The 18,719-nt window shown below is 50.9% G+C and carries 15 protein-coding genes; 10 read left to right on the top strand and 5 right to left on the bottom strand.

The genetic code is table 11. The annotated features are described in order from the left end of the window. The first annotated feature begins 305 nt into the window (after positions 1 to 305). A complete protein-coding gene (locus QUE89_RS11060) occupies positions 306 to 776 on the top strand; it encodes a site-specific integrase (RefSeq protein WP_286220140.1) in 471 nt (156 codons plus the stop codon). 109 nt (positions 777 to 885) lie between these two features. Beyond that, a complete protein-coding gene (locus QUE89_RS11055; RefSeq protein ID WP_136629783.1) occupies positions 886 to 1,146 on the top strand; it encodes a pyocin activator PrtN family protein in 261 nt (86 codons plus the stop codon). Between the two features lie 388 nt (positions 1,147 to 1,534). Here QUE89_RS11055 and QUE89_RS11050 read toward each other — a convergent pair whose 3' ends face one another. Then, positions 1,535 to 1,954: a hypothetical protein gene (locus QUE89_RS11050; RefSeq protein WP_286220139.1), complete on the bottom strand. Its 420-nt coding sequence runs from the start codon at positions 1,952 to 1,954 to the stop codon at positions 1,535 to 1,537. Positions 1,955 to 2,160: 206 nt separating this feature from the next. Here QUE89_RS11050 and QUE89_RS11045 point away from each other — a divergent pair, with 206 nt between their 5' ends. From QUE89_RS11045 to QUE89_RS17365, 8 genes are all read left to right on the top strand, one after another. Then, positions 2,161 to 3,669, top strand: coding sequence for a sigma-54 interaction domain-containing protein (locus tag QUE89_RS11045; RefSeq protein ID WP_286220138.1), 1,509 nt, complete (start codon positions 2,161 to 2,163; stop codon positions 3,667 to 3,669). 60 nt (positions 3,670 to 3,729) lie between these two features. Then, on the top strand, positions 3,730 to 7,176 hold the full coding sequence (locus QUE89_RS11040) for a DEAD/DEAH box helicase family protein (RefSeq protein ID WP_286220137.1): 3,447 nt from the start codon (positions 3,730 to 3,732) through the stop codon (positions 7,174 to 7,176). A gap of 27 nt (positions 7,177 to 7,203) precedes the next feature. After that, positions 7,204 to 7,515 carry a hypothetical protein gene (locus QUE89_RS11035; RefSeq protein ID WP_286220136.1) on the top strand — a complete coding sequence of 104 codons (312 nt, stop codon included), beginning with the start codon at positions 7,204 to 7,206 and terminating at the stop codon, positions 7,513 to 7,515. Next, complete coding sequence (locus tag QUE89_RS11030; RefSeq protein ID WP_286220135.1) at positions 7,512 to 9,053, top strand: type I restriction-modification system subunit M; 1,542 nt, start codon at positions 7,512 to 7,514, stop codon at positions 9,051 to 9,053. The genes QUE89_RS11035 and QUE89_RS11030 overlap by 4 nt, the downstream gene beginning before the upstream one ends. Further along, positions 9,050 to 10,204 carry a restriction endonuclease subunit S gene (locus QUE89_RS11025; protein WP_286220134.1) on the top strand — a complete coding sequence of 385 codons (1,155 nt, stop codon included), beginning with the start codon at positions 9,050 to 9,052 and terminating at the stop codon, positions 10,202 to 10,204. Before QUE89_RS11030 ends, QUE89_RS11025 begins: the two co-directional genes overlap by 4 nt. Positions 10,205 to 10,415: 211 nt before the next feature. Then, the gene (locus tag QUE89_RS11020; RefSeq protein WP_286220133.1) at positions 10,416 to 12,254 is read left to right on the top strand and encodes an AAA family ATPase; all 1,839 of its coding nucleotides are present in this window, start codon (positions 10,416 to 10,418) and stop codon (positions 12,252 to 12,254) included. After that, positions 12,254 to 13,144, top strand: coding sequence for a hypothetical protein (locus QUE89_RS11015; RefSeq protein ID WP_286220132.1), 891 nt, complete (start codon positions 12,254 to 12,256; stop codon positions 13,142 to 13,144). Before QUE89_RS11020 ends, QUE89_RS11015 begins: the two co-directional genes overlap by 1 nt. A 211-nt stretch (positions 13,145 to 13,355) precedes the next feature. Then, complete coding sequence (locus QUE89_RS17365; RefSeq protein ID WP_353506788.1) at positions 13,356 to 13,604, top strand: competence protein CoiA family protein; 249 nt, start codon at positions 13,356 to 13,358, stop codon at positions 13,602 to 13,604. Between the two features lie 148 nt (positions 13,605 to 13,752). Here the strand turns inward: QUE89_RS17365 and QUE89_RS11010 are convergent. The 4 genes from QUE89_RS11010 to QUE89_RS10995 form a co-directional block, all read right to left on the bottom strand. Next, positions 13,753 to 14,876, bottom strand: a protein-coding gene (locus QUE89_RS11010) for an IS3 family transposase (protein WP_286220131.1) whose coding sequence is annotated in 2 segments (ribosomal slippage) — positions 13,753 to 14,618 and positions 14,618 to 14,876 — 1,125 coding nt in all. Because the reading frame shifts where the segments join, the coding sequence is not laid out codon by codon here. A 614-nt stretch (positions 14,877 to 15,490) separates the two neighbouring features. Further along, on the bottom strand, positions 15,491 to 15,835 hold the full coding sequence (locus QUE89_RS11005; protein ID WP_286220130.1) for an STAS-like domain-containing protein: 345 nt from the start codon (positions 15,833 to 15,835) through the stop codon (positions 15,491 to 15,493). Further along, a complete protein-coding gene (locus tag QUE89_RS11000) occupies positions 15,825 to 16,730 on the bottom strand; it encodes a hypothetical protein (RefSeq protein ID WP_286220129.1) in 906 nt (301 codons plus the stop codon). The genes QUE89_RS11005 and QUE89_RS11000 overlap by 11 nt, the downstream gene beginning before the upstream one ends. Before the next feature lie 876 nt (positions 16,731 to 17,606). Next, positions 17,607 to 18,653, bottom strand: coding sequence for a Gfo/Idh/MocA family protein (locus tag QUE89_RS10995; RefSeq protein WP_286220128.1), 1,047 nt, complete (start codon positions 18,651 to 18,653; stop codon positions 17,607 to 17,609). Positions 18,654 to 18,719 lie beyond the last annotated feature (66 nt).

The raw sequence follows: 18,719 nt of genomic DNA, 5'->3' as shown, positions 1-18,719 counted from the left end.
TCGAATTGACCGCTCAAGAAGTCGTTGCACACGTGGTAGACCGCGGACAGCCCGATGCATTCGGAAAGAGGGTTCAACCCCAGACAATTAACAACGACTTGATTTGGCTCCGATCGGTATTCAAAACAGCCCGGTCGGCCTGGGGCATACCCGCAGCGTTGGAACCGCTAAATGATACGGCCGAAACATGTCGTCGAGAGCGACTGGTAGGGAAATCGAGAAAAAGGGATCGTCGACCGAACTTGGCAGAACTTGACCAGCTTTTGGAATACGCTTCCATACCCTCGGGAAAAAGAGCTATTCCAATGGCCGACATTATATTGTTCGCCCTCTTTTCCACCCGCCGACAGGACGAGATTTGCCGAATCGAGTGGGCGAGCCTGGATTCGCGCAATCGGAGTGTCGTCGTCCCCAACATGAAAAACCCAATGGGTACTGCTGGGAACAACCGAGTGGTTTATCTCACCGATGAGGCCTGGTCGATCATTCAGCGGCAGCCCAAATGCGACGAACGAATTTTTCCTTACAACTCCAAATCTGTCGGTACTCGTTTCCACGCATATTGCCAGTTCTTAGGGATCAAAGATTTGCGTTTCCACGACCTGCGTCACGAGTGCATCAGTTGGTTGTTCGAGTGTGGCTGGGATATTCCACGGGTCGCCTCTGTATCAGGCCACCAAAGCTGGTCGATGCTTCAGCGCTATACGCATATCAGTCGGCAGGAGCCTCACGATAAATACAGAGGTTGGAGTTGGAGGCCAGTAAGTACAGAGTGATCGCAAATTTTCGGTGAGCGCATTCATGCGCGCAAAAAACACCGTTTAACGACCCTCGAGGTTCACTGCATCCGATATGCTGAGAGTCAGGGTGTTTTATGGAGGTGTTATGAACCAGGTATCAACGTATTTTGCGCTTTTAGCGGAATATTCTGAATCAGAAGTCCCGTTGGCGGATGTCTGTCAGAAATATTTCGGCTTGTCTCCAGCAAAAGCAGCGGTAAAGGCAGGGCGCCACGCTCTTCCAATTCCAGCGTGGCGAGGAGGTTCTCAGAAATCGACCTGGTTGATCAGCTTGCAGGATTTGGCAGAGTTTATTGATAACCAAAGAGAGTTGGCCTGGCGAGAGTGGCGCTTGGTGAACTCTTGAAAGATGCACAGCCATCGAAGAGGGGCATTTAATGGGTACAAGCTCTAAGCAAATAAACAGGCATATAAAGGCTTGCCTTGTAGCTCCAAGCCTTTGATTGCCCGTTCCTCATTGTGGTGCAGGCGACAAAGCTGATGGCCTTTTGGGCTGTGGTGCCGCGTTGTCTTCACGCCCTATCCGAGTGATGCACTGCCGAGCAAACGGCATTGAAAAACTCCGGTTACTTCGTAGGTTGGCTCGGATGATCAACGGACTGCTCGGTCTTGTTGAGCCAGCAATAACGTAGTTTGCATTCCTTTCCCTTGTGGTGTCTTGGCAAGCCGAGACCCAGCAACGATTCAATTAAGTGATTCGCCTTTCTCCGATTGTATAAGTTGAAGGCTACCCGTTAACGGAAGCGCTTGAAACGTTTTCGCAGCATGCTTCCGAGCCTGTTCAAATAACCATGGTGGGAGAGCTCTGGGGCATCGTTGTTTGTTGAGGGAGAACACTGACTCTGGGACTGCAGCTTCTCTAGAATGTTTAGGTATGAAGCTTCGTAATAGTGAAAAACGATGGAAAAGAAAAGTTTAAAGTCACGCTTGGTCTTAAATGTGGAAAGGTCTACTTCTATTCCAAGCCGTTTGCAAAGCGCAAGCTCTGCGACGAAGTCTCCCTCGCGAGGAGGACGGAATTCCCAGCACTTATCGTTGAACCACCAGCAATCAAGGGAGTCTTCGAGAACGTTGGGGGGAATCCTGATGTTAAGGATATTTGCATTCAGCTCAGCGTGTTTGATCATTTTTGCAGAGGGTTGGCAATCATTCATGGTCTGTTTCTGCTCCTTGTTGTCTTTCAAGAAGCGTACAAAGAAAAAGCTGGGCGCTGGCGACGGGACTCTGTCTTTTTTGCGTACATTAGGCGACTAATGACAAAAAACACACGTTTCCGCTCCAATTCGGGGCGAGCGCTACTCTGTTTTTCGACTGGTTGTTAATGGTAAGTTTGCTTACGTCTGAGTAGAGGAATTTACCAATGCCCAAAAAACGGATTTTGCTCACATGGTTGGGCCAACAGGATGTACTAGCGGAGGAAAAGGAAGCTGAAGGTCCAGTCGCCGCAATTCTGGCTTCGTCCGACTGGCCGTTTGATGAGGTGAAAATCCTTGCAAATAACTGGCTCGATCGACTTGAACAGTATGAAGGCTGGCTATCCTCGAAAATGGCAGGCATCAACCGCCCCCTTAAGATCTCGTTCCGCGAGGCCGCCCTTGAGAGTCCTATCGATTACAGTGGAATCTACCAGGTGGCCCGAGAAGAGCTTGATCATCTGGCAGCTAAGGATATTCGGATAACACTGAATCTAACTTCCGGCACACCGGCGATGATTGCGACATGGTTGCTGCTCGGCAAGGGTGTTTACGGGACCGAGCTGGTTCAGACCTCGTGGCAATCCGGGCTGTCTAGCATCGAGTTGCCCTTCGATATATCCCTCGAGTATCTGCAGCACCAGGATGGACTGCTGGGTCAGATCGCAAGCAATGCATCTGACGTGGACGTTCACTTTGACCATATCCAGACTCACTCAGCGACTATGAGTGAGACTATTGCTCTGGCAAAACGAATTGCACTCAGAGATATACCGGTAGTAATACAAGGCGATTCCGGAACCGGTAAGGAGGTAGTTGCCAGAGCTATCCATCAGGCTTCGGTGAGAGCGAGTGAGCCGTTTGTGCCGGTAAACTGTGGTGCAATTCCTGAAGGGCTGGTGGATTCGCATTTGTTTGGGCATGTCAAAGGGGCTTTCACTGGGGCTGTAAGTAATCGAAAAGGCGTATTTGATCAGGCGCATGGCGGCACACTTTTTTTAGATGAGGTCGGCGAGCTCCCTCTAGATGCACAGGCGAAACTTCTGCGAGTTTTGCAGGAGAAAGAGGTCATGCCGGTTGGTGCGAGCCGTGCTCACAAGACAGACGTCCGAATTATTGCGGCAACTCACCGTGATTTGTTGGCTATGGTAGAGGCAGGTGATTTTCGTGAAGATCTGTTTTACAGATTAGCTGTTGGCCTTCTTAGTCTTCCGCCGTTGAGAAGTCGCCAAGAGGACATTCCTGATCTTGTGTGGAGGCTTATGGAGCAGCTCAATCAGGAGGCGAGGACGCAGCCAGGATATAAGAGTAAAAAAATTTCCAAGAATGCAATTAATTTTATCTGTAGCCAGCCATGGCTAGGCAACATTCGCGAGCTTTGGAATACCCTTGTCAGAGCTTCTGTGTGGTCCGATGGTGATTGCTTGGAGCGTCATCATATTGAGAAAGCAATGATTAAGAGGGGACCCGCAGTCTCTCACCTTGGTCAGCGACGTGACGTTTCCCAAGGAGTTGATATAAGTAAAATCGTTGATGAAACAAAGGTCTACTATATTAAAGAGGCTCTGAAATTGACGGCGGGGCAGAAGGTAAAAGCGGCACGCCTGCTGGGGATTTCGAATCATCAAACGCTAAGCAATTGGATTAACCAGCTCGGAATCAGCGAGACTGATTAAATTATTTATTCGGACCTGGCACGATTCCTGACTTAGGTTCGGACATCTAAGGCAAACCGTATGAAGTCTATGAACTTTGAGCATCTGAGAAAACAATGGCCAGAACTGGCAGACCTTGGAGGTTATGCCGAGACCTATGCCTATTCGGACCCTCAGAGTTCGCTGGTAAAGCTTCGCTGCTATGTTGAGAAAATGGTTGGCTCAATCTATCGCGAGCTCCAACTGCCCATAGAGCCGACTGCCAATCTCATGGACCGCCTAAGAAATGCCAGTTTCACTGCGATGGTTCCGCAGGTCATCCTCGATAAATTACATGCCGTGCGAAAGCATGGGAATTCGGCTGCACACGAAGGTCAGTCCTCCCCGGATACGGCTGTTTGGCTGGTTGAGGAGGCGTACCATCTGGGAGCGTGGTTGTTTATCGCTCAGGCGGGAGGTAGCCGCGAGGATGTGCCTGAATTCCAGCCGCCTTCTCCACAAGGAAGTAGTGCGAAGTCCGAGTTCAAGAAAAAGAATAAAGCTCTCCAGGAAAAGCTCGCCTCACAGGAGGCGCAGCTCGAGAGTGCCCTAAAGGAACTTGAGGCGGCGCAAGAGTCTGAGCAAGAAGCGCTGAGGAAAGCTGCCCAGCTCAAAGTGGCGGTTGATCAGGCTAAGGCTCAATCTTTCTTCAATGGCAGTGAAAAAGCAACCAGTACCCTCGAGCTTAACGAGGCGCAAACTCGACGTCGTCTTATCGACAGCGAGCTGCAACTGGCAGGCTGGAAGATCGATCTTGATGGCGCTGACACCGACCAGGTAACTCTTGAGCATGAAGTCGATGGACAACCGACCCGAAGTGGTATCGGCTATTGTGACTACGTTCTCTGGGATGACAATGGCAAGCCGCTCGCCGTAGTCGAGGCCAAGCGTGCAAGGGAAAATCCGGAGAAGGGCCGCCATCAGGCAAAGCTGTACGCCGATGCGCTGGAAAAAAAGCACGCTCAAAGACCAGTTATTTTTTACACCAATGGCTACGACATCTGGATTTGGGATGACGTGCTGGACACAGTGCCGCGCAAGCTCTACGGGTACTACAGCAAAGACAGTCTTCAATATTTAGTGGCTCAGCGTGTAACGCGTCAGGATCTTAATTCAACGCCCATCGCCACAGACATTGCTGGACGGATGTACCAGATAGAGGCGATTACTCGTGTAAGCGAGCGCTTCAGTAACGGCTTCCGCAAAGCGCTCGTTGTCCAGGCTACCGGGACCGGTAAAACTCGTGTCTCCATTGCATTAACAAAACGGATGCTGGATGCGGGGTGGGCCAAGAGAGTTCTGTTCTTGTGCGACCGAAAAGAACTTCGCAAACAGGCCAAAAATGCTTTTGGAGAGTTTATTCGTGAACCCCTTTACGTTGTGGGACGCAGCAGTAAAGAAGGTCGGCATGACGCTCGGATTTATATCTCTACTTACCCCGGCATGATGCGCATCTTCGAACAGTTTGATGTGGGTTACTTCGATCTTATTATCGCCGATGAGTCCCATCGCTCGATCTATAATGTCTACGGGGATCTGTTCAAGTATTTCGATGCCCGGCAGGTTGGCCTGACAGCGACGCCGGTTGAAATGGTCAGTCGCTCTACCTGCAACTTGTTTGATTGCGATTACAAAACCCCCACAGCGAACTACCCATTAGAGCAGGCCGTTGAAGATCGCAACTTGGTGCCGTTCAAGGTGGTTTCACATACCACACGGTTTTTGCGAGAGGGGATCCAAGGACGTTCTCTGACTGACGAACAAATTGCGGAGCTGGAAGACCAGGGCTACGACCCTAACGATTTGGATTTCAGTCAGCCGGATATCGACAAAGCCATATTCAACAAGGACACGAATCGCGAGGTGCTCCGCAACCTGATGGAGCGAGGACTCCGCGATGCCGATGGACAACTGCCCGGAAAAAGCATTGTTTTCGCTCGAAGCATCCAGCATGCAGAACTTTTGGCAGAGCTTTTCGGTGAGATGTATCCGCAGCTCGGTGGCAATTTCTGCAGGGTCATTCACTCTAAATTCGAGCGTGCAGAGGAGCTGATAGAAGACTTCAAGCGGGCAGACGGTAAATCCAAAAATGAAATTACGATTGCGATATCCGTCGACATGCTTGATACCGGTATCGATGTGCCGGAAGTGGTCAATCTGGTCTTCGCCAAGCCGATCAAATCCAAGGTCAAATTCTGGCAGATGGTCGGGAGGGGCACACGACTGTGTCCGAATCTGTATGGCCCCGGACATGATAAAACCCACTTCCTGATCTTTGATCATTGGGGAAATTTTGATTACTTCGAGATGGACCCACCCGAAGAAGAAGGGCGCCCAAGTAAATCTCTTTGCGAAAAGCTGTTTGAGACCCGCTTGGATTTGGCAGAGGTAGCTCTTAAGCGGGCTGAAATGGAACTGTTCCGCGACATCGTTCGGCTCATAAAGGAAGATATCGACGCGCTTGATGACCGTTGTATTGCAGTCAGAGATAACTGGAAGCTCAAGGCGCAGCTGAGCGACGCAAAGGTTTTGGAACAGTTTGCGCCGCAAACCCGTGATCTTCTGCGTGGCGCAATGGCGCCATTGATGCAGTGGCGTAATGTACAGGGGCAGAGCGATGCCTTGCGGTGGGATCAGCAGCTGACAGAGTTGCAGCGGATCTTGCTCACTAACCCATCGCAGCTGGATGTCGCCAAAGAAGCGGTGCTGGAGAAAGTGCGCAGCCTGTCTATGCACCTGAATCCGGTCAGGGATAAGGCGGATCACATCAAGGCAATCCAGGCGAAAGAATTCTGGCAATCGCCTTCATTCGAGAAATTTGAAGAACAACGGCAGGCACTGCGAGGCATTATCCATTTAAGGGATAAAAGCCCAATGCCACCGCCTGAACCGGCGACTGTGATCGATCTCAAGGAGGAGCAGGAAGGGTATGAAATTAAAGACCGTCCCACCAAGATCGAAACCGTGGATTATCAGATCTATCGCAAGCAGGTAGAGGAGACGCTTCAACCGTGGTTTGACACCAATGCCACCCTCATCAAGATCCGAAAGGGGGAGCCGGTCACCGAGAGAGAGTTGGAGGAGCTTAATGCCCTGGTTCACGTTCAAAACCCGAACCTCGACCTGGGAACACTCAAAGAGTTCTTCCCGGATTCCGGTGCAAGCCTCGATCAACTGCTCCGAACCCTGATCGGGATGGACAGTAAGGCCGTCGAAGGCGCCTTTACGGAATTCGTTCAGGACAACCACATTCATCTAAACAGCCGGCAACAACGATTTATCGCATTGTTAAAAAACCACCTTTGTCGTTTTGGCACCATCAATGTGAAGCAGCTGTACGAACAGCCCTTTACGGGTGTTCACCATGAAGGTTTAGACGGGATATTCACTGACGATGCACAAGCTGATTCGCTGGTCGCTTTGGTCAATCAGTTTGGCGTGGAGTTGGGGCGGCGTAGGACGACTGCCGAGCACCAAGTCCGCAGATAATGGTTCTGGGTAAAGGAATAAGCAGCCATGAGTGACACATTGTGCCGAAGATTTCGCTTGATTCATGTGTGTGGCGACGTACTGTACCCCGCCCGGATTAAAGATCGGGAGTCGGATGAAGTAGCCTTCCGGCTGGCGAAGGGTGGAAACACCAAAGACGACAGTATCAGCGTCCAGAGTGAAGAAGAAATGATCGCGAAAGTCCTGCGCCAGGGATTCAGAGTCCGCGCCCGAACCGAAAAGCCGGTCAGCCGCGGCGGCCGAGCAGGCTTATACGCCATTGATGAGCAGGCAATCCGATCCTACGAGCTAATTGAAACCGGAGAAGTACACGCATGATTACCGGAGAACTGAAAAGCAAAATTGACAAGCTCTGGGAAGAGTTCTGGACGGGCGGAATCACCAATCCGCTCACGGTGATCGAGCAAATCACCTTCCTGATGTACGCCCGCCTGCTGGACATGAACGAGCGTCGTGACGAGAAGAAGGCAGAGCGGAGCGGGCAGTCGTTCAATCGCCGTTTCGGTTCTCATCAGCAATCGGCGCGCTGGGAGAGCTTCCGCCACTTGCCGGCGGAGCAAATGTATAAGGTCGTAAAGGATGAGGTGTTCCCGCACTTCAAGGATGTGGCGGGCGAGGGATCCCTGTTCGCAGAGTTTATGAAAGACGCCCAGCTCATGATCCAGAAGCCCACGCTCCTGGTGAAAGCGGTGAACATGCTCAGTGAATTGCCGCTTCAAGAGTCGGACATGAAAGGGGACCTATACGAGTACCTGCTTTCAAAACTCACCACGGCGGGTATCAGCGGCCAGTTCCGTACACCGCGGCATATCATCCGGGCAATTGTGGAAATGCTTGACCCGGAAGCCACGCACCGCATTGCCGATCCGGCCTGTGGGACGGGCGGCTTTTTGGCAACGACCTATGAATACCTGTTGGAAAAATACAGCTCTGAAGATGGTGTGATCACCGATACTGTGACCAATGAAAAAGGCGAAGAGGTCGAGCAGAAAATCTACCTCGGAGACCTGCTTCGGGAGCATCGGCACCACGTGGATACGGATATGTTCCACGGCTTCGATTTTGATTCCACCATGCTCCGTATTGCCGCGATGAACCTGGTCATGCACGGCATCAGCCACCCGGATATCCATTATCAGGACACCCTGAGCCAACGCTTTTCTGAGCGTTTCCCCAAAGCCGCGAAGGATGGTTTCGACCTGATTCTCGCCAATCCACCCTTCAAAGGTGCGCTGGATGAGGAGGATGTGGACCCGGCGCTGCTGCGTATCGTTAAAACCAAGAAAACCGAATTATTGTTTGTCGCTCTGATCATGCGAATGCTCAAAATGGGCGGGCGCAGCGCGACGATTGTGCCAGATGGCGTGTTGTTCGGTTCTTCGCGCGCGCACCAAGAGTTGCGGAAGCATCTGGTGGAAGATAACCAGCTTGAAGCAGTAATCAGCCTGCCGAGTGGTGTCTTCAAGCCTTATGCAGGAGTTTCGACGGCGATTCTTATCTTTACCAAAGGCGGTGAAACCGATTACGTATGGTTCTATGACGTTAAGGCTGATGGCCGATCTTTAGATGATAAGCGTCAGGAAATTGAAGAAAACGATCTGCCGGATTTGATTGAGCAATTTAAGATGCGCGATAAATCGGTTGCGCTCACTGAGGCAAATGACAGGTCTGGGAAGTGCTTCTGGGTGGGTAAACGAGACATCGAGCAAAATAAGTATGATTTGTCGCTGGGGCGCTACAAAGAACATCACTATGAGCCCGAAGAGTATGAGCACCCGAAGGAAATTTTGAAAAGATTGCGTGGTGTCGAGGCTGAGATAGATCAAGAGCTGAAGGTGTTGGAGGAAATGCTTTGAGCACCGTTAAAGCTAGACTTGGAGATATTGCTCCTGCAAGGCCTCTGCGGAAGACCTCGCTAGATCCAGAAAAGATTGTGTGGCACCTAAATCTAGATCAGGTGAAAGCTCAGAGCGGGGAAATTCTCGAAAAGGAGAGAGGTCCAGCAAAAGAGGCGGGTAGCTCTACACATCTGTTTGATTGTCAGCACGTCCTTTATTCCAAGCTTCGCCCTTATTTGAACAAAGTAGTTTTGCCCGACGAACTTGGCGTCGCTACCACGGAACTTGTGCCGATGTTGCCTGACCCTGAAAGGATTGACAGGAGATATCTTGCGCACTATCTGCGGTCTAGACGGTTTGTTGATTGGGTAAGTCAGCAAGTCGCTGGAGCAAAAATGCCCAGAGTTTCGATGAAGGTCTTTTGGGAGCATGAAATTCCACTGCCGCGATTGGATGAACAAAAGCGCATCGCCACCATCCTCGACAAATCTGATGCCCTCCGTCGTAAACGCCAGCAAGCAATTGAATTAACGGATCAGCTTTTGCGCAGCATGTTTTTGGAGTTGTTTGGCGATCCGGTTACTAATCCAAAAGGCTGGCCTGTTCGTGAACTAGGCTCTGTTACCCAGTGTCAGTTGGGGAAAATGCTCTCGCAAAAGTCTAAATCCGGTCAAAATCCTAGAAAGTATTTAAGAAATGCCAATGTCCGTTGGGGTGCTTTTGACCTTTCAGAAGTCCTGCAAATGGATTTCTCAGAAAGTGAACGAGCAAAGTTCTCACTTCGAGATGGCGACTTGCTTGTCTGCGAGGGGGGGGAAGTAGGTCGATGCTCGATTTGGAGGAATGAGCTCGAGGAATGTTATTTTCAAAAAGCGTTGCATAGAGTCAGAGTGCAGAGTCCATTAACTCCAGAGTATCTGCAGGAGTACTTTTACTGGATGAGCAAACTTGGAGGATTTAGTAAATCTGTCTCACAAGTAACGTTCTCGCACTTAACTAGCGAGAAGCTTAAGAGACTTCCCGTGCCAATACCATCGCCCGGGTTACTGGCACAATTTTCAGAAATTTTCATAAAAATTGATTCGCAAAAGCAAAAACTTAACAAGCATTCGGACGATCTAAAATATTTCTCGGATTCACTCTCTTCGCAGTTCTTTCAGATTCGTTAGACTCGGTTCGAAACGATAGCGAAATTCAGAACGGGCGTGAAATGGAACGGGTGTGTTCGGTTTTACGGCGCCTCTTCCATCGAATCGAGGTCTGACTGATAGTCTACTTTTATTATAATGAGAGGCTTCGAAGTACGCCTGAAACCTTCAAAGTTGGTCTGGGCCCTCCTAAGAAAAAACTCGGAATTTTGCAAAGGAAGCATAACTCTAGATGCGAATCACCAAACTAACACTCGCTAATTTCCGCTCGTTCCGGAAAGAACAGACGATTGAATTTGCGCCCCTTACTCTTTTGTTTGGCCCAAACTCCGTTGGCAAAAGTACGGTGTTGATGGCGCTGTTCTATGTTCAGCAGATTCTGTCCAAGGGTCAGTGTGATCCTCAGCGAATCGACGCAATGGGAGGGCGCTTTGTTGGTGGTTTCCGTCATCTTGTTCACGGCAAGCGGTTGGATGAAACACTTCGAATTGGAATCGAATTCGAACTAGGAGGAAAACTTGGTGCCTCTTATACCGATGTCGGCGAGCTGGTTGCCATAGGGGTTGGGGCTATCGGTGAGTTGGTTGGGCTTGCGCCTCGAGCGAACAAGATGTCTGTGACCTTGGATGTAAGTTGGTCTTTCTCACGGGACACGGCTTATGTGTCGCGCTATGCAATTGGATTCGATGGGACAAATTTGGCGGAGATCACCAGTGATCCAGGGTTGAGGCAGCCGATGATCTCTGGAATTAACTACCAGCATCCGCTGCTGAAATACGACGAACTCGAGGAGTGGGTGTCGGAGCAGATTAACCAGGGGAATGCGCTTCATCCCTCTCTGGCTAACTATGTGTATGAAAGTGGGGATGAAGAGGGCCCGGATCTGGATGAGTTGGTGTTTTCCTCCGAAGCGCTTCAGAGTGAGCTTCATGAATTAATACAGATTCCGCCTATGTTTCTTGATGAGGAAGAATACCCTCAAGAAAGCGTCAAAGCGGATCACTTTGATACCGCATCGAAGACTTTGGGCATTAAAGGTTTTGCCGGAGCCTTGCCAAAGCTTGGGCGCTCCTTGCATACCAGCCTGGCACTAGATGACGACATAAGCGCTAGAGTGGTGGAAGAAATACTGAGCGATATCGTTGTCGCTCCCTTAGATAACCTTTTGGAGTTATTGAGCGAAAGTCTCTGTATCGGCCCCCTTCGTCACATCTCTGATTCAACTTATCAGCCCAACCCGTATCCCGAGCAAAAGGACTGGTATTCTGGCCAAGCGTGCTGGGACGAGCTGTCTAAATGCGATTTATTGCGGGACACCGTGATTAACGAATGGCTGACAGGAGAGGACAAGCTCAATCTGGGCTACAAGCTGGTTTATAAAACTGAACAGGGCAATGCACGTTATATCACGCCGTCTAAACATTTCGACGGTATGGATGATGTGGTTACGATGTCTGATGCGCTGGGTAAAGGCTTGAGCATAACCGTCTCCAATGAGAGTTTGGAAGAGAACCCGACCGCAGAGGAGCGCGATATCTCTCCACTGATGTTGGAATCTTGGCGCGACCGTTATGACTCTAAGTCCTCACTCTATCTCGGGGAGTTCCCTTTCAAGAATACGAAAATCGCTTTATGGGATTGCCGCAATAACCTTGAAGTTACTGCTGCCGATATAGGTGTTGGTGTTTCGCAGTTGTTACCGCTTCTCGTTGCATCTGCTTCTGTTGAAAATGGCCTCATCGCCTGTGAGCAGCCTGAACTACACGTGCACCCGAGGGTTCAAGTCGCTATCGGGGATATGTTGCTGAGTACGACCGAAGAAACCAGCTTTCTTATCGAAACTCACAGTGAGCATCTTGTTTTGAGATTGCTGCGACGTATCCGGGAATCTGAAAATAGACAGCAACCAAAAGAAATGGCGCCAGTCCGCCCTAATGACGTTTCTGTCATCTATCTCGAACCTTCGGACTCAGGAGTACAGGTGAGGCGGTTGGACATAACCGACGACGGTGATTTCGAACAGCACTGGCCGGGCGGCTTCTTTGAGGAGCGCGATGAGGAGCTGTTCTGATGTACAAAGAAATTGCGTTTGATCCGTATTGTTTGAGTGAATATCACTACTACGGGGTTCTGAAAAGTGCATTTGGTGAGGAGCGAGGTCGATTTATCGTAGCGTCGGTCAACCAGTGGTTAGCTGAGGCATTCTCGATAGTAAAAGAATCTGACATTCAAGATGTTAAAAAGAAATCGATAAAAACTTACCTCAACACTCTGAGAAAGAGTAAAGGTGGAAACACTCTTGTTTTACCAGCTTACCGAAATTCGGTTCTCGATCCGGCAAGCGTGGAAAACTGGCATGAGTGGTTCGAAAAGCAGAGAGAGTTTACGGATTTTGATGCCACGGTTTCTAATCGTGATATCGAAGGCGCACTCAACTACGAAGAGATCATTGCGGATTGCGAAAGGTGGAGCGTTCCGCCAACGATTCGTATAGACCGGACGCCAGAAGATATTACTGGGGCATTGCTCCCGCTTCTCAGGTTAGGGAACCAAATAACGATAATTGATCAGTACTTTAGGTTGGCGGGAAACAAAGTGCTACACGAGCTCATAAGCTTTATCTCCAGCCTAAAGAGCGTAAAGAAGTTAACGCTTGTTACCAGTATAGATACAGCTGATCCTGAAAAGGTTTTTGCCTCAGAATACCTTGGAAAATACGGATACCTGCCAACGCTCAACCTGATTGTCGCGCCTTTAAAGTTTTTTCACGACCGCTATCTGCTAACTGAGAATTCTGCGGTTAAGACAGGGCAGGGTTTCTCTGATGCTCCGAAGATAGGGGCGCATTCCGACAGGCTTAGTTTGAGTCTGTGCGGTAAAAACGAAAAAAGCGAAACTGAAGCTGAGCTTTCGTCGGCAATTGATCGCGGCATTGCAAGAGTCATAAATTTAAATCAGTGAGCGCCTCCGGCAACTGGACCCGGACCGAGCAATTGCGATGGCAAGGGAACTGTATGGCATGAAAAATTTTTCGCGTCCGTTTCCTGTCAGCGACCTCAGGCGCATTTCATCGAAGTTGGAGTTAGCCGTGCGGTCGGGGAGGAAGGATGCCTTTATCTTGAAGATCAAAGCGGCCCGTGCTCCATCTTTCCCAGGCAGCAGTGGGTAAGACATGGGGCACGGAGGCATGTTATCCGCCCGGGATCGGGCTACCGGTGAGGTCCGAATCATTTCAGAGGTTGTCAGTGGCGAGGCGTGTCACTGCCAGTGCGCCCAATGCGGCGCGATACTGGTTGCGCGCAAGGGTAAGATCAGGGCCCACCATTTCGCACACAAGAGCGGATCGGACAGTCAAATGCAGGCTTGTCAGGAGACCGCGTTGCACAATGCCGCCAAGCGGCTACTGGCCCCATCACCTTGATCGCCTCATGATCCCCACCAAAGCCCTGAACCGACCTACTGAACGCTTTGTTCTGCCTGAACCGATCACTTGTACCTTTTCCGAAACCCTCACTCCTGCCTCCCGGACCCTCTCGTTGGCCGTGACCTGCCCCCAATCACTAAACCACTCACTGCTTAGTAATGTCGGTTAATTTCGACCCTTTTCCCGTAGTCCGGTAGCCAGCGGCAAACTCCAGTGGTGTCTGGTAGCTCAACGCTGAATGGGGTCGGTTTTCATTATAATCTCGTCGCCAGTTACCGATGATCTCGCGGGCATGAGCCAGATCCCGGAACCAGTGCTCATTCAGGCACTCGTCTCGGAAGCGCCCATTGAAGCTTTCGATGAAGCCGTTCTGAGTCGGCTTCCCAGGCTGGATCAGCTTCAATTCCACCCGGTTATCGTAAGCCCACTGATCCAGAGCCTTACTGGTAAACTCCGGCCCCTGATCTGTCCTGACAGCCTGAGGATAGCCTCTGAAGGCGGCTATGGCATCCAGTGTGCGGGCAACCTGGTCACCAGAGATGCCATTGGCCACGGGGATGTCGAGACACTCCTTGGTGAAGTCATCGACAATGGTCAGGCACTTTATCCGCCGGCCGCACGCCAACGAGTCCATAACGAAATCCATGGACCAGGTCTGGTTTGGAGCCTCCGGCAACACCAGGGGCTGACGCTCCATGGCGATACCCTTGCGGCGCTTGCGTTTCGGTACGGCCAGTCCAGCCTCCCGATACAGCCGGTAAACCTTTTTGTGATTCACGTCGGTGCCTTCCCGTCGCAACAGTTGATGAACCCGTCGGTAACCAAACCGACGACGCTCATGGGCCAGTTCCGTAATGCGCTCGCTGAGCAGATTGTCACCAGCGGCAACGGTGGAGCGGTAGTGAAACCAAGCGCGGGATAACCCGACGAGAAAACAGGCCCTGCGTTGTGAAATCGGCGTTTGCTCCTGCATAGCCCGCACGGCCTCGCGCTTGTTCTCGACGGTCAGTACTTTCGGTTGAGGGCCGCCTTCAGGGCTTCGTTATCCAGAAGAGACTCAGCCAGCAGTTTCTTGAGCCTGGCGTTCTCATCTTCGACCGTCTTCAACCGGCGCGCCTCTGAAACCTCCATGCCACCAAACTTCTTGCGCCAGGTGTAGAAGGTGGCGTCAGAAATGTTGTACTTGCGGCACAGCTCCTTCACCGCCAGGCCTGCTTCGGCTTCCTTCAAAATGCTGATGATCTGCTCGTCTGAAAATCGCTTTTTCATGTTCATCGTCCTCTGCTGTGATGAACATTACTAAGCTAGAAACGGTTAAGCCAGAGGGGAGCAGGTCAGAAGGTCTCGGTGTGGCAAATTTTGGGGGCACAAAAAAGCCCCGGAGGCATCGCCTGCGGAGCTTATACATTCATTTGCTCTAATCTAAATGTGGGTGTTTAGTCTGAAATTTTGTGTGGAGGTTGCTCAGTAACTCTGCGCTTGCAGCCTTAAGCTCCTGAAGCATCAGCATTTTTTCCTCCGTGGACATCTTTCCTGCTTCCTCACAGCGCAGAGAGGTGTGTTCTCTAAGGTTTGCTAGATGATTCACTCCAGGGTCAATGCGTCTCTTTCGGAGTAGCCCTATATGCTCCCGTATTGACTCGATGTGGAGTGAAATGTCGGAGTACCAAAGTGCAGGTGACTGTTTTTCGAAACCGCGACTATAAAAGCTGACGGTCTTCTCTTCGATCGCTCTCAGGTTGTCAGCAATCCGGTTTATTATGGTGAAAGTTTCGTTTCGTGAAGAAATCCTTTTCGCATTCCGATAAATCACACTCCAGCCAATAGCGATCATTGCGGCCGAAAAAATATGTGGAGTCCATGTGAACGACTGGGAGGTTAATTCAGTGGGCAACCGATTTCTCCGCCCGGTCTATGTAATTTTTAATTTCGGTCCGGTAATCGTCGAGCTCAGTTTCAACTTTGATCTTCCTGAGAATATCCTTCGCTGAAAACCCTCTTCGGATCAGTCCCCCGAACGTTTCTTCTAGAAACGATGAGCCATAGCTCATTCTGACGTCATCGAGCTCGATTACTACTGTGTCATACTTTTCTAAAGCTGGGATAAGAACATCGTCACGAAACTTTTCAGCGCTGAACTTGCTGTCAGTCCGATACCTTCCGAACGGAATCGCAGAATAGTCCTTTCCGATGTTAATGATCACAGTCGCTTTATTCCTAGTTTTCATCGTGGCCCTCCGGGAGCCTAATGCTCCACTCCAGGATCGTGCCGGGTAGGCTTGCATCACGGTGGTCTAACTCTATATTGCCGCCTTCCTTAAACCAATATATTCCTTGGTTGCTGAATATAGCAAGTTGTTCTACCGTGCTTGACGCAACTGGTCGTTGTAGGTCTAAGCATCCCATGCCGCGTCCTCCTTTGCTCATCCTAGTTGAAAATCCTTCTCTCATGGCGCCTTTAATAAGCTCCCCATCATGAAAATGGTTCCATCCGCTAAGCCTGCATGTTCTGGGGATTCCTTGCCCCAAGTCGCAAATGATGAAGCTGGCTTTATGGGGCCTCACATTCATGTATTGCCACCAGCGTCTTCCGATCCCCGACTCAGCTCCAGAGGATGAAACGCCTTCGTAGGCATGATGATATACGTTGAGCATTGCTTCAGAGATCGCGCTATCAAATCTCGGAGGAAGCGTTACAGGTGATAGAACGCTTAGAGTTTCGAGCGTGGACTCTAGGTGTTTGCGAGGCTCGGTGCCAGAGGCAAAGGGTGATTTCGACCGCCAAAGGCTTTCAAGCTTTCCTACAGAACCCGGCCTCACCGCGCCCCAAAGTCCAGAGTGTATAAATGTTCTGCGAATATTTGAGTCATCAGGAAGCTTGAAATCTATAATCCCGGGGTCCCCGGTCACCAGTTGAGCTCTCGTGGTTTCAGCAAAAAGCATAACGCAAGCTGCCGCCGTTATCCGGCTAACCTCTGAAAGGTCAACCTTTACTCGTTCACCCTTAAGAATAGTTCGCGATGCTAGCTCTGCGGTGAACTGAATAAAACTAATGCTATAAATGCCATCGTAAATACAAAGCTGTTTAGGCGCTCGAATCTGTACTCTTTGAAACTTTCCCAATCCCTCTCCTTGGATATGCTGGAACCAATAACGTTTTGCTTCGGCAACTGCGTTGATTGTAGTGGTCAACCCCACCGCGAGCTTTGAAGTTAAAACCCTGGCTGCGGTGAGGCGCGCAATGCACCCCAATTTACTAGACGAGCGTGCTCTGTTGGTGCCTCGACTATATCCGCTAGTGGTGACTGTGGTCCAGTGTCTGAATTGTCGGCATAGGTCATAGGCGCTTCACCAAAAGCCCGCGACCAGAAGCGATATCCGGCCAGCTCTGCAAAGCCTTTGCAATTGTCAAGGTTGATCGATCCTTTGCGATTTCAGTTCAACACTGACATGCGGGAGACGCCCAAAGTGTCTGCAATTTCACTCATGGCGAGCGGTCCGCTTTCAATCGCTTTCCGGACCCATCTCGTTCTGCCGTTGGATTGTTCTTTTATCAAGATCAGCATGTTAGCCGTTCTCTAATCCATTGGTAAGCATCTTAAGTTTACAGCAAGTTATGTATTCATTAGCCTTCAAAGGTTAACTGGTAGCTAGGGGAGATGACGGTGATCAACTTTCGAAATTGGTAGAGTACCTGGGAGCAAGGTTTAGGTGGCTCGTACCTGTGGTGTGAAACCCGCCAACCCTCTGTTAACTGCGAATGAACAGCGTTCTCCACGGCTTACCCAAGACTACAATCAATCCTACCTGCTGGCGTGGATGGATTGTGCTTTGGGACAACCATTGAGTCGCTCTTACGCCAAGTTCATCATACAGTTCCATGATCCTATGGGCCCAGCCGGCAACCATCAATCTCAAGTTCCTTTGAAGGATGGTTTTCACAGCGATGCTGTGGCCCACGTTAATTGGCGAGAACGGTCTTCGTGTTCTCAACCCGCCCTATAGAGTAACAACAGCCCCATCCGATTCTGCCGATTCAAACAGCGCCGACATGACTCGATGACACGCCATACTCCGCTCCGGCCACTGCGCCTCTAGCTCGCCACTAAGCACGATACTCGAGAACTTCTCAACCAGCTTCACTACGTGGTCACACGGCTCTACCTGTTGCTCGATGTCTTTGCCGTCAACATCACCGAGTATGTAGTAGGAGCTACCGGTGAAGGGCTCGCCATAGGCCCCAAAGAAACCGCTTCGTCCCTGGCCGCCAACCAAGTCTTCGATTTTGATGAGTCCAGCGTCGCCGACTGTTTCTACTTGCGAGCGGTGGGCGAGCTCACACCCAGCATCAAAGGTTGCCATGCGGCCGCCGGAGAACCAGAGCGTGCCGCCACAGGCGACGATGGTGTCGACCGAGTTCTTGGAGACGTGCGTCATCTGCACTTTTTCAGGCAGTTCGTAGCCAAAGCTCCACATGGTGGCGCTGATGGGATACCAACCCTGATCGCCAAAGCAGCCCATGGGCTCGCGGGTCTTGTCGGTGCGGCCGTTACCGCCTTCGTACCATTCTTTATCGGGCGCTTTGAAGGTAAACGCGCTGGTGACGCGCCGTACTTCGCCGATGTCGCCGTTGGCAATGCGCTGCTCAATTTCATGGGTGCGGTTGCTGTGCAGCCACATGGTGCCGTCCATGAACTGCACGCCGTTTTCCTTGCACACCTCAATGGCCTCTTCGATGCCGTCGGCCAGCGGTTTCTCGGCGTACACGTGCTTGCCGGCGCGGGCTGCTTTCTTGATCCAGTCGTTGCGATGCGCGGTAGGCACGGGCAGGTAAACAGCGTCGATGCTGTCATCTGCGAGCAGTTCATCGTAGGAGCCGAAAGCCTGTGGCACATTTTGCTCGTCTGCCCAGGCTTGTGCGCGGTCGAGGGCGCGGCTTGCGACCGCGACTACCTCGGCGTTTTCCGCATCGTGCATGCCGGCCACCACCTTGGTGGCAATCTCGGCGGTACCGAGGATTCCCCAGCGAACTTTGCGATTTTCCATATTGAATATCCTTTCGTTCGAAACAAGCCTGAGTATTTGATTGCGTGTATGACAGTCAAGGTGATG

The sequence above is a fragment of the Marinobacter sp. LA51 genome (assembly GCF_030297175.1).
GTDB classification, from domain to species: domain Bacteria; phylum Pseudomonadota; class Gammaproteobacteria; order Pseudomonadales; family Oleiphilaceae; genus Marinobacter; species Marinobacter apostichopi.
The sequence above is the reverse complement of the archived record's forward strand: the minus strand, read 5'-3'. Positions and strand labels throughout refer to the sequence as shown.

Excerpts from the sequence above, each read along its gene's own strand:
- QUE89_RS10995 (WP_286220128.1), bottom strand. The coding sequence starts at position 18,653 with ATGGAAAATCGCAAAGTTCGCTGGGGAATCCTCGGTACCGCCGAGATT.
- QUE89_RS11020 (WP_286220133.1), top strand. The coding sequence starts at position 10,416 with ATGCGAATCACCAAACTAACACTCGCTAATTTCCGCTCGTTCCGGAAA.
- QUE89_RS11035 (WP_286220136.1), top strand. The coding sequence starts at position 7,204 with ATGAGTGACACATTGTGCCGAAGATTTCGCTTGATTCATGTGTGTGGC.
- QUE89_RS11040 (WP_286220137.1), top strand. The coding sequence starts at position 3,730 with ATGAAGTCTATGAACTTTGAGCATCTGAGAAAACAATGGCCAGAACTG.
- QUE89_RS17365 (WP_353506788.1), top strand. The coding sequence starts at position 13,356 with ATGGGGCACGGAGGCATGTTATCCGCCCGGGATCGGGCTACCGGTGAG.
- QUE89_RS11005 (WP_286220130.1), bottom strand. The coding sequence starts at position 15,835 with ATGAAAACTAGGAATAAAGCGACTGTGATCATTAACATCGGAAAGGAC.
- QUE89_RS11015 (WP_286220132.1), top strand. The coding sequence starts at position 12,254 with ATGTACAAAGAAATTGCGTTTGATCCGTATTGTTTGAGTGAATATCAC.
- QUE89_RS11050 (WP_286220139.1), bottom strand. The coding sequence starts at position 1,954 with ATGAATGATTGCCAACCCTCTGCAAAAATGATCAAACACGCTGAGCTG.
- QUE89_RS11045 (WP_286220138.1), top strand. The coding sequence starts at position 2,161 with ATGCCCAAAAAACGGATTTTGCTCACATGGTTGGGCCAACAGGATGTA.
- QUE89_RS11030 (WP_286220135.1), top strand. The coding sequence starts at position 7,512 with ATGATTACCGGAGAACTGAAAAGCAAAATTGACAAGCTCTGGGAAGAG.
- QUE89_RS11055 (WP_136629783.1), top strand. The coding sequence starts at position 886 with ATGAACCAGGTATCAACGTATTTTGCGCTTTTAGCGGAATATTCTGAA.
- QUE89_RS11060 (WP_286220140.1), top strand. The coding sequence starts at position 306 with ATGGCCGACATTATATTGTTCGCCCTCTTTTCCACCCGCCGACAGGAC.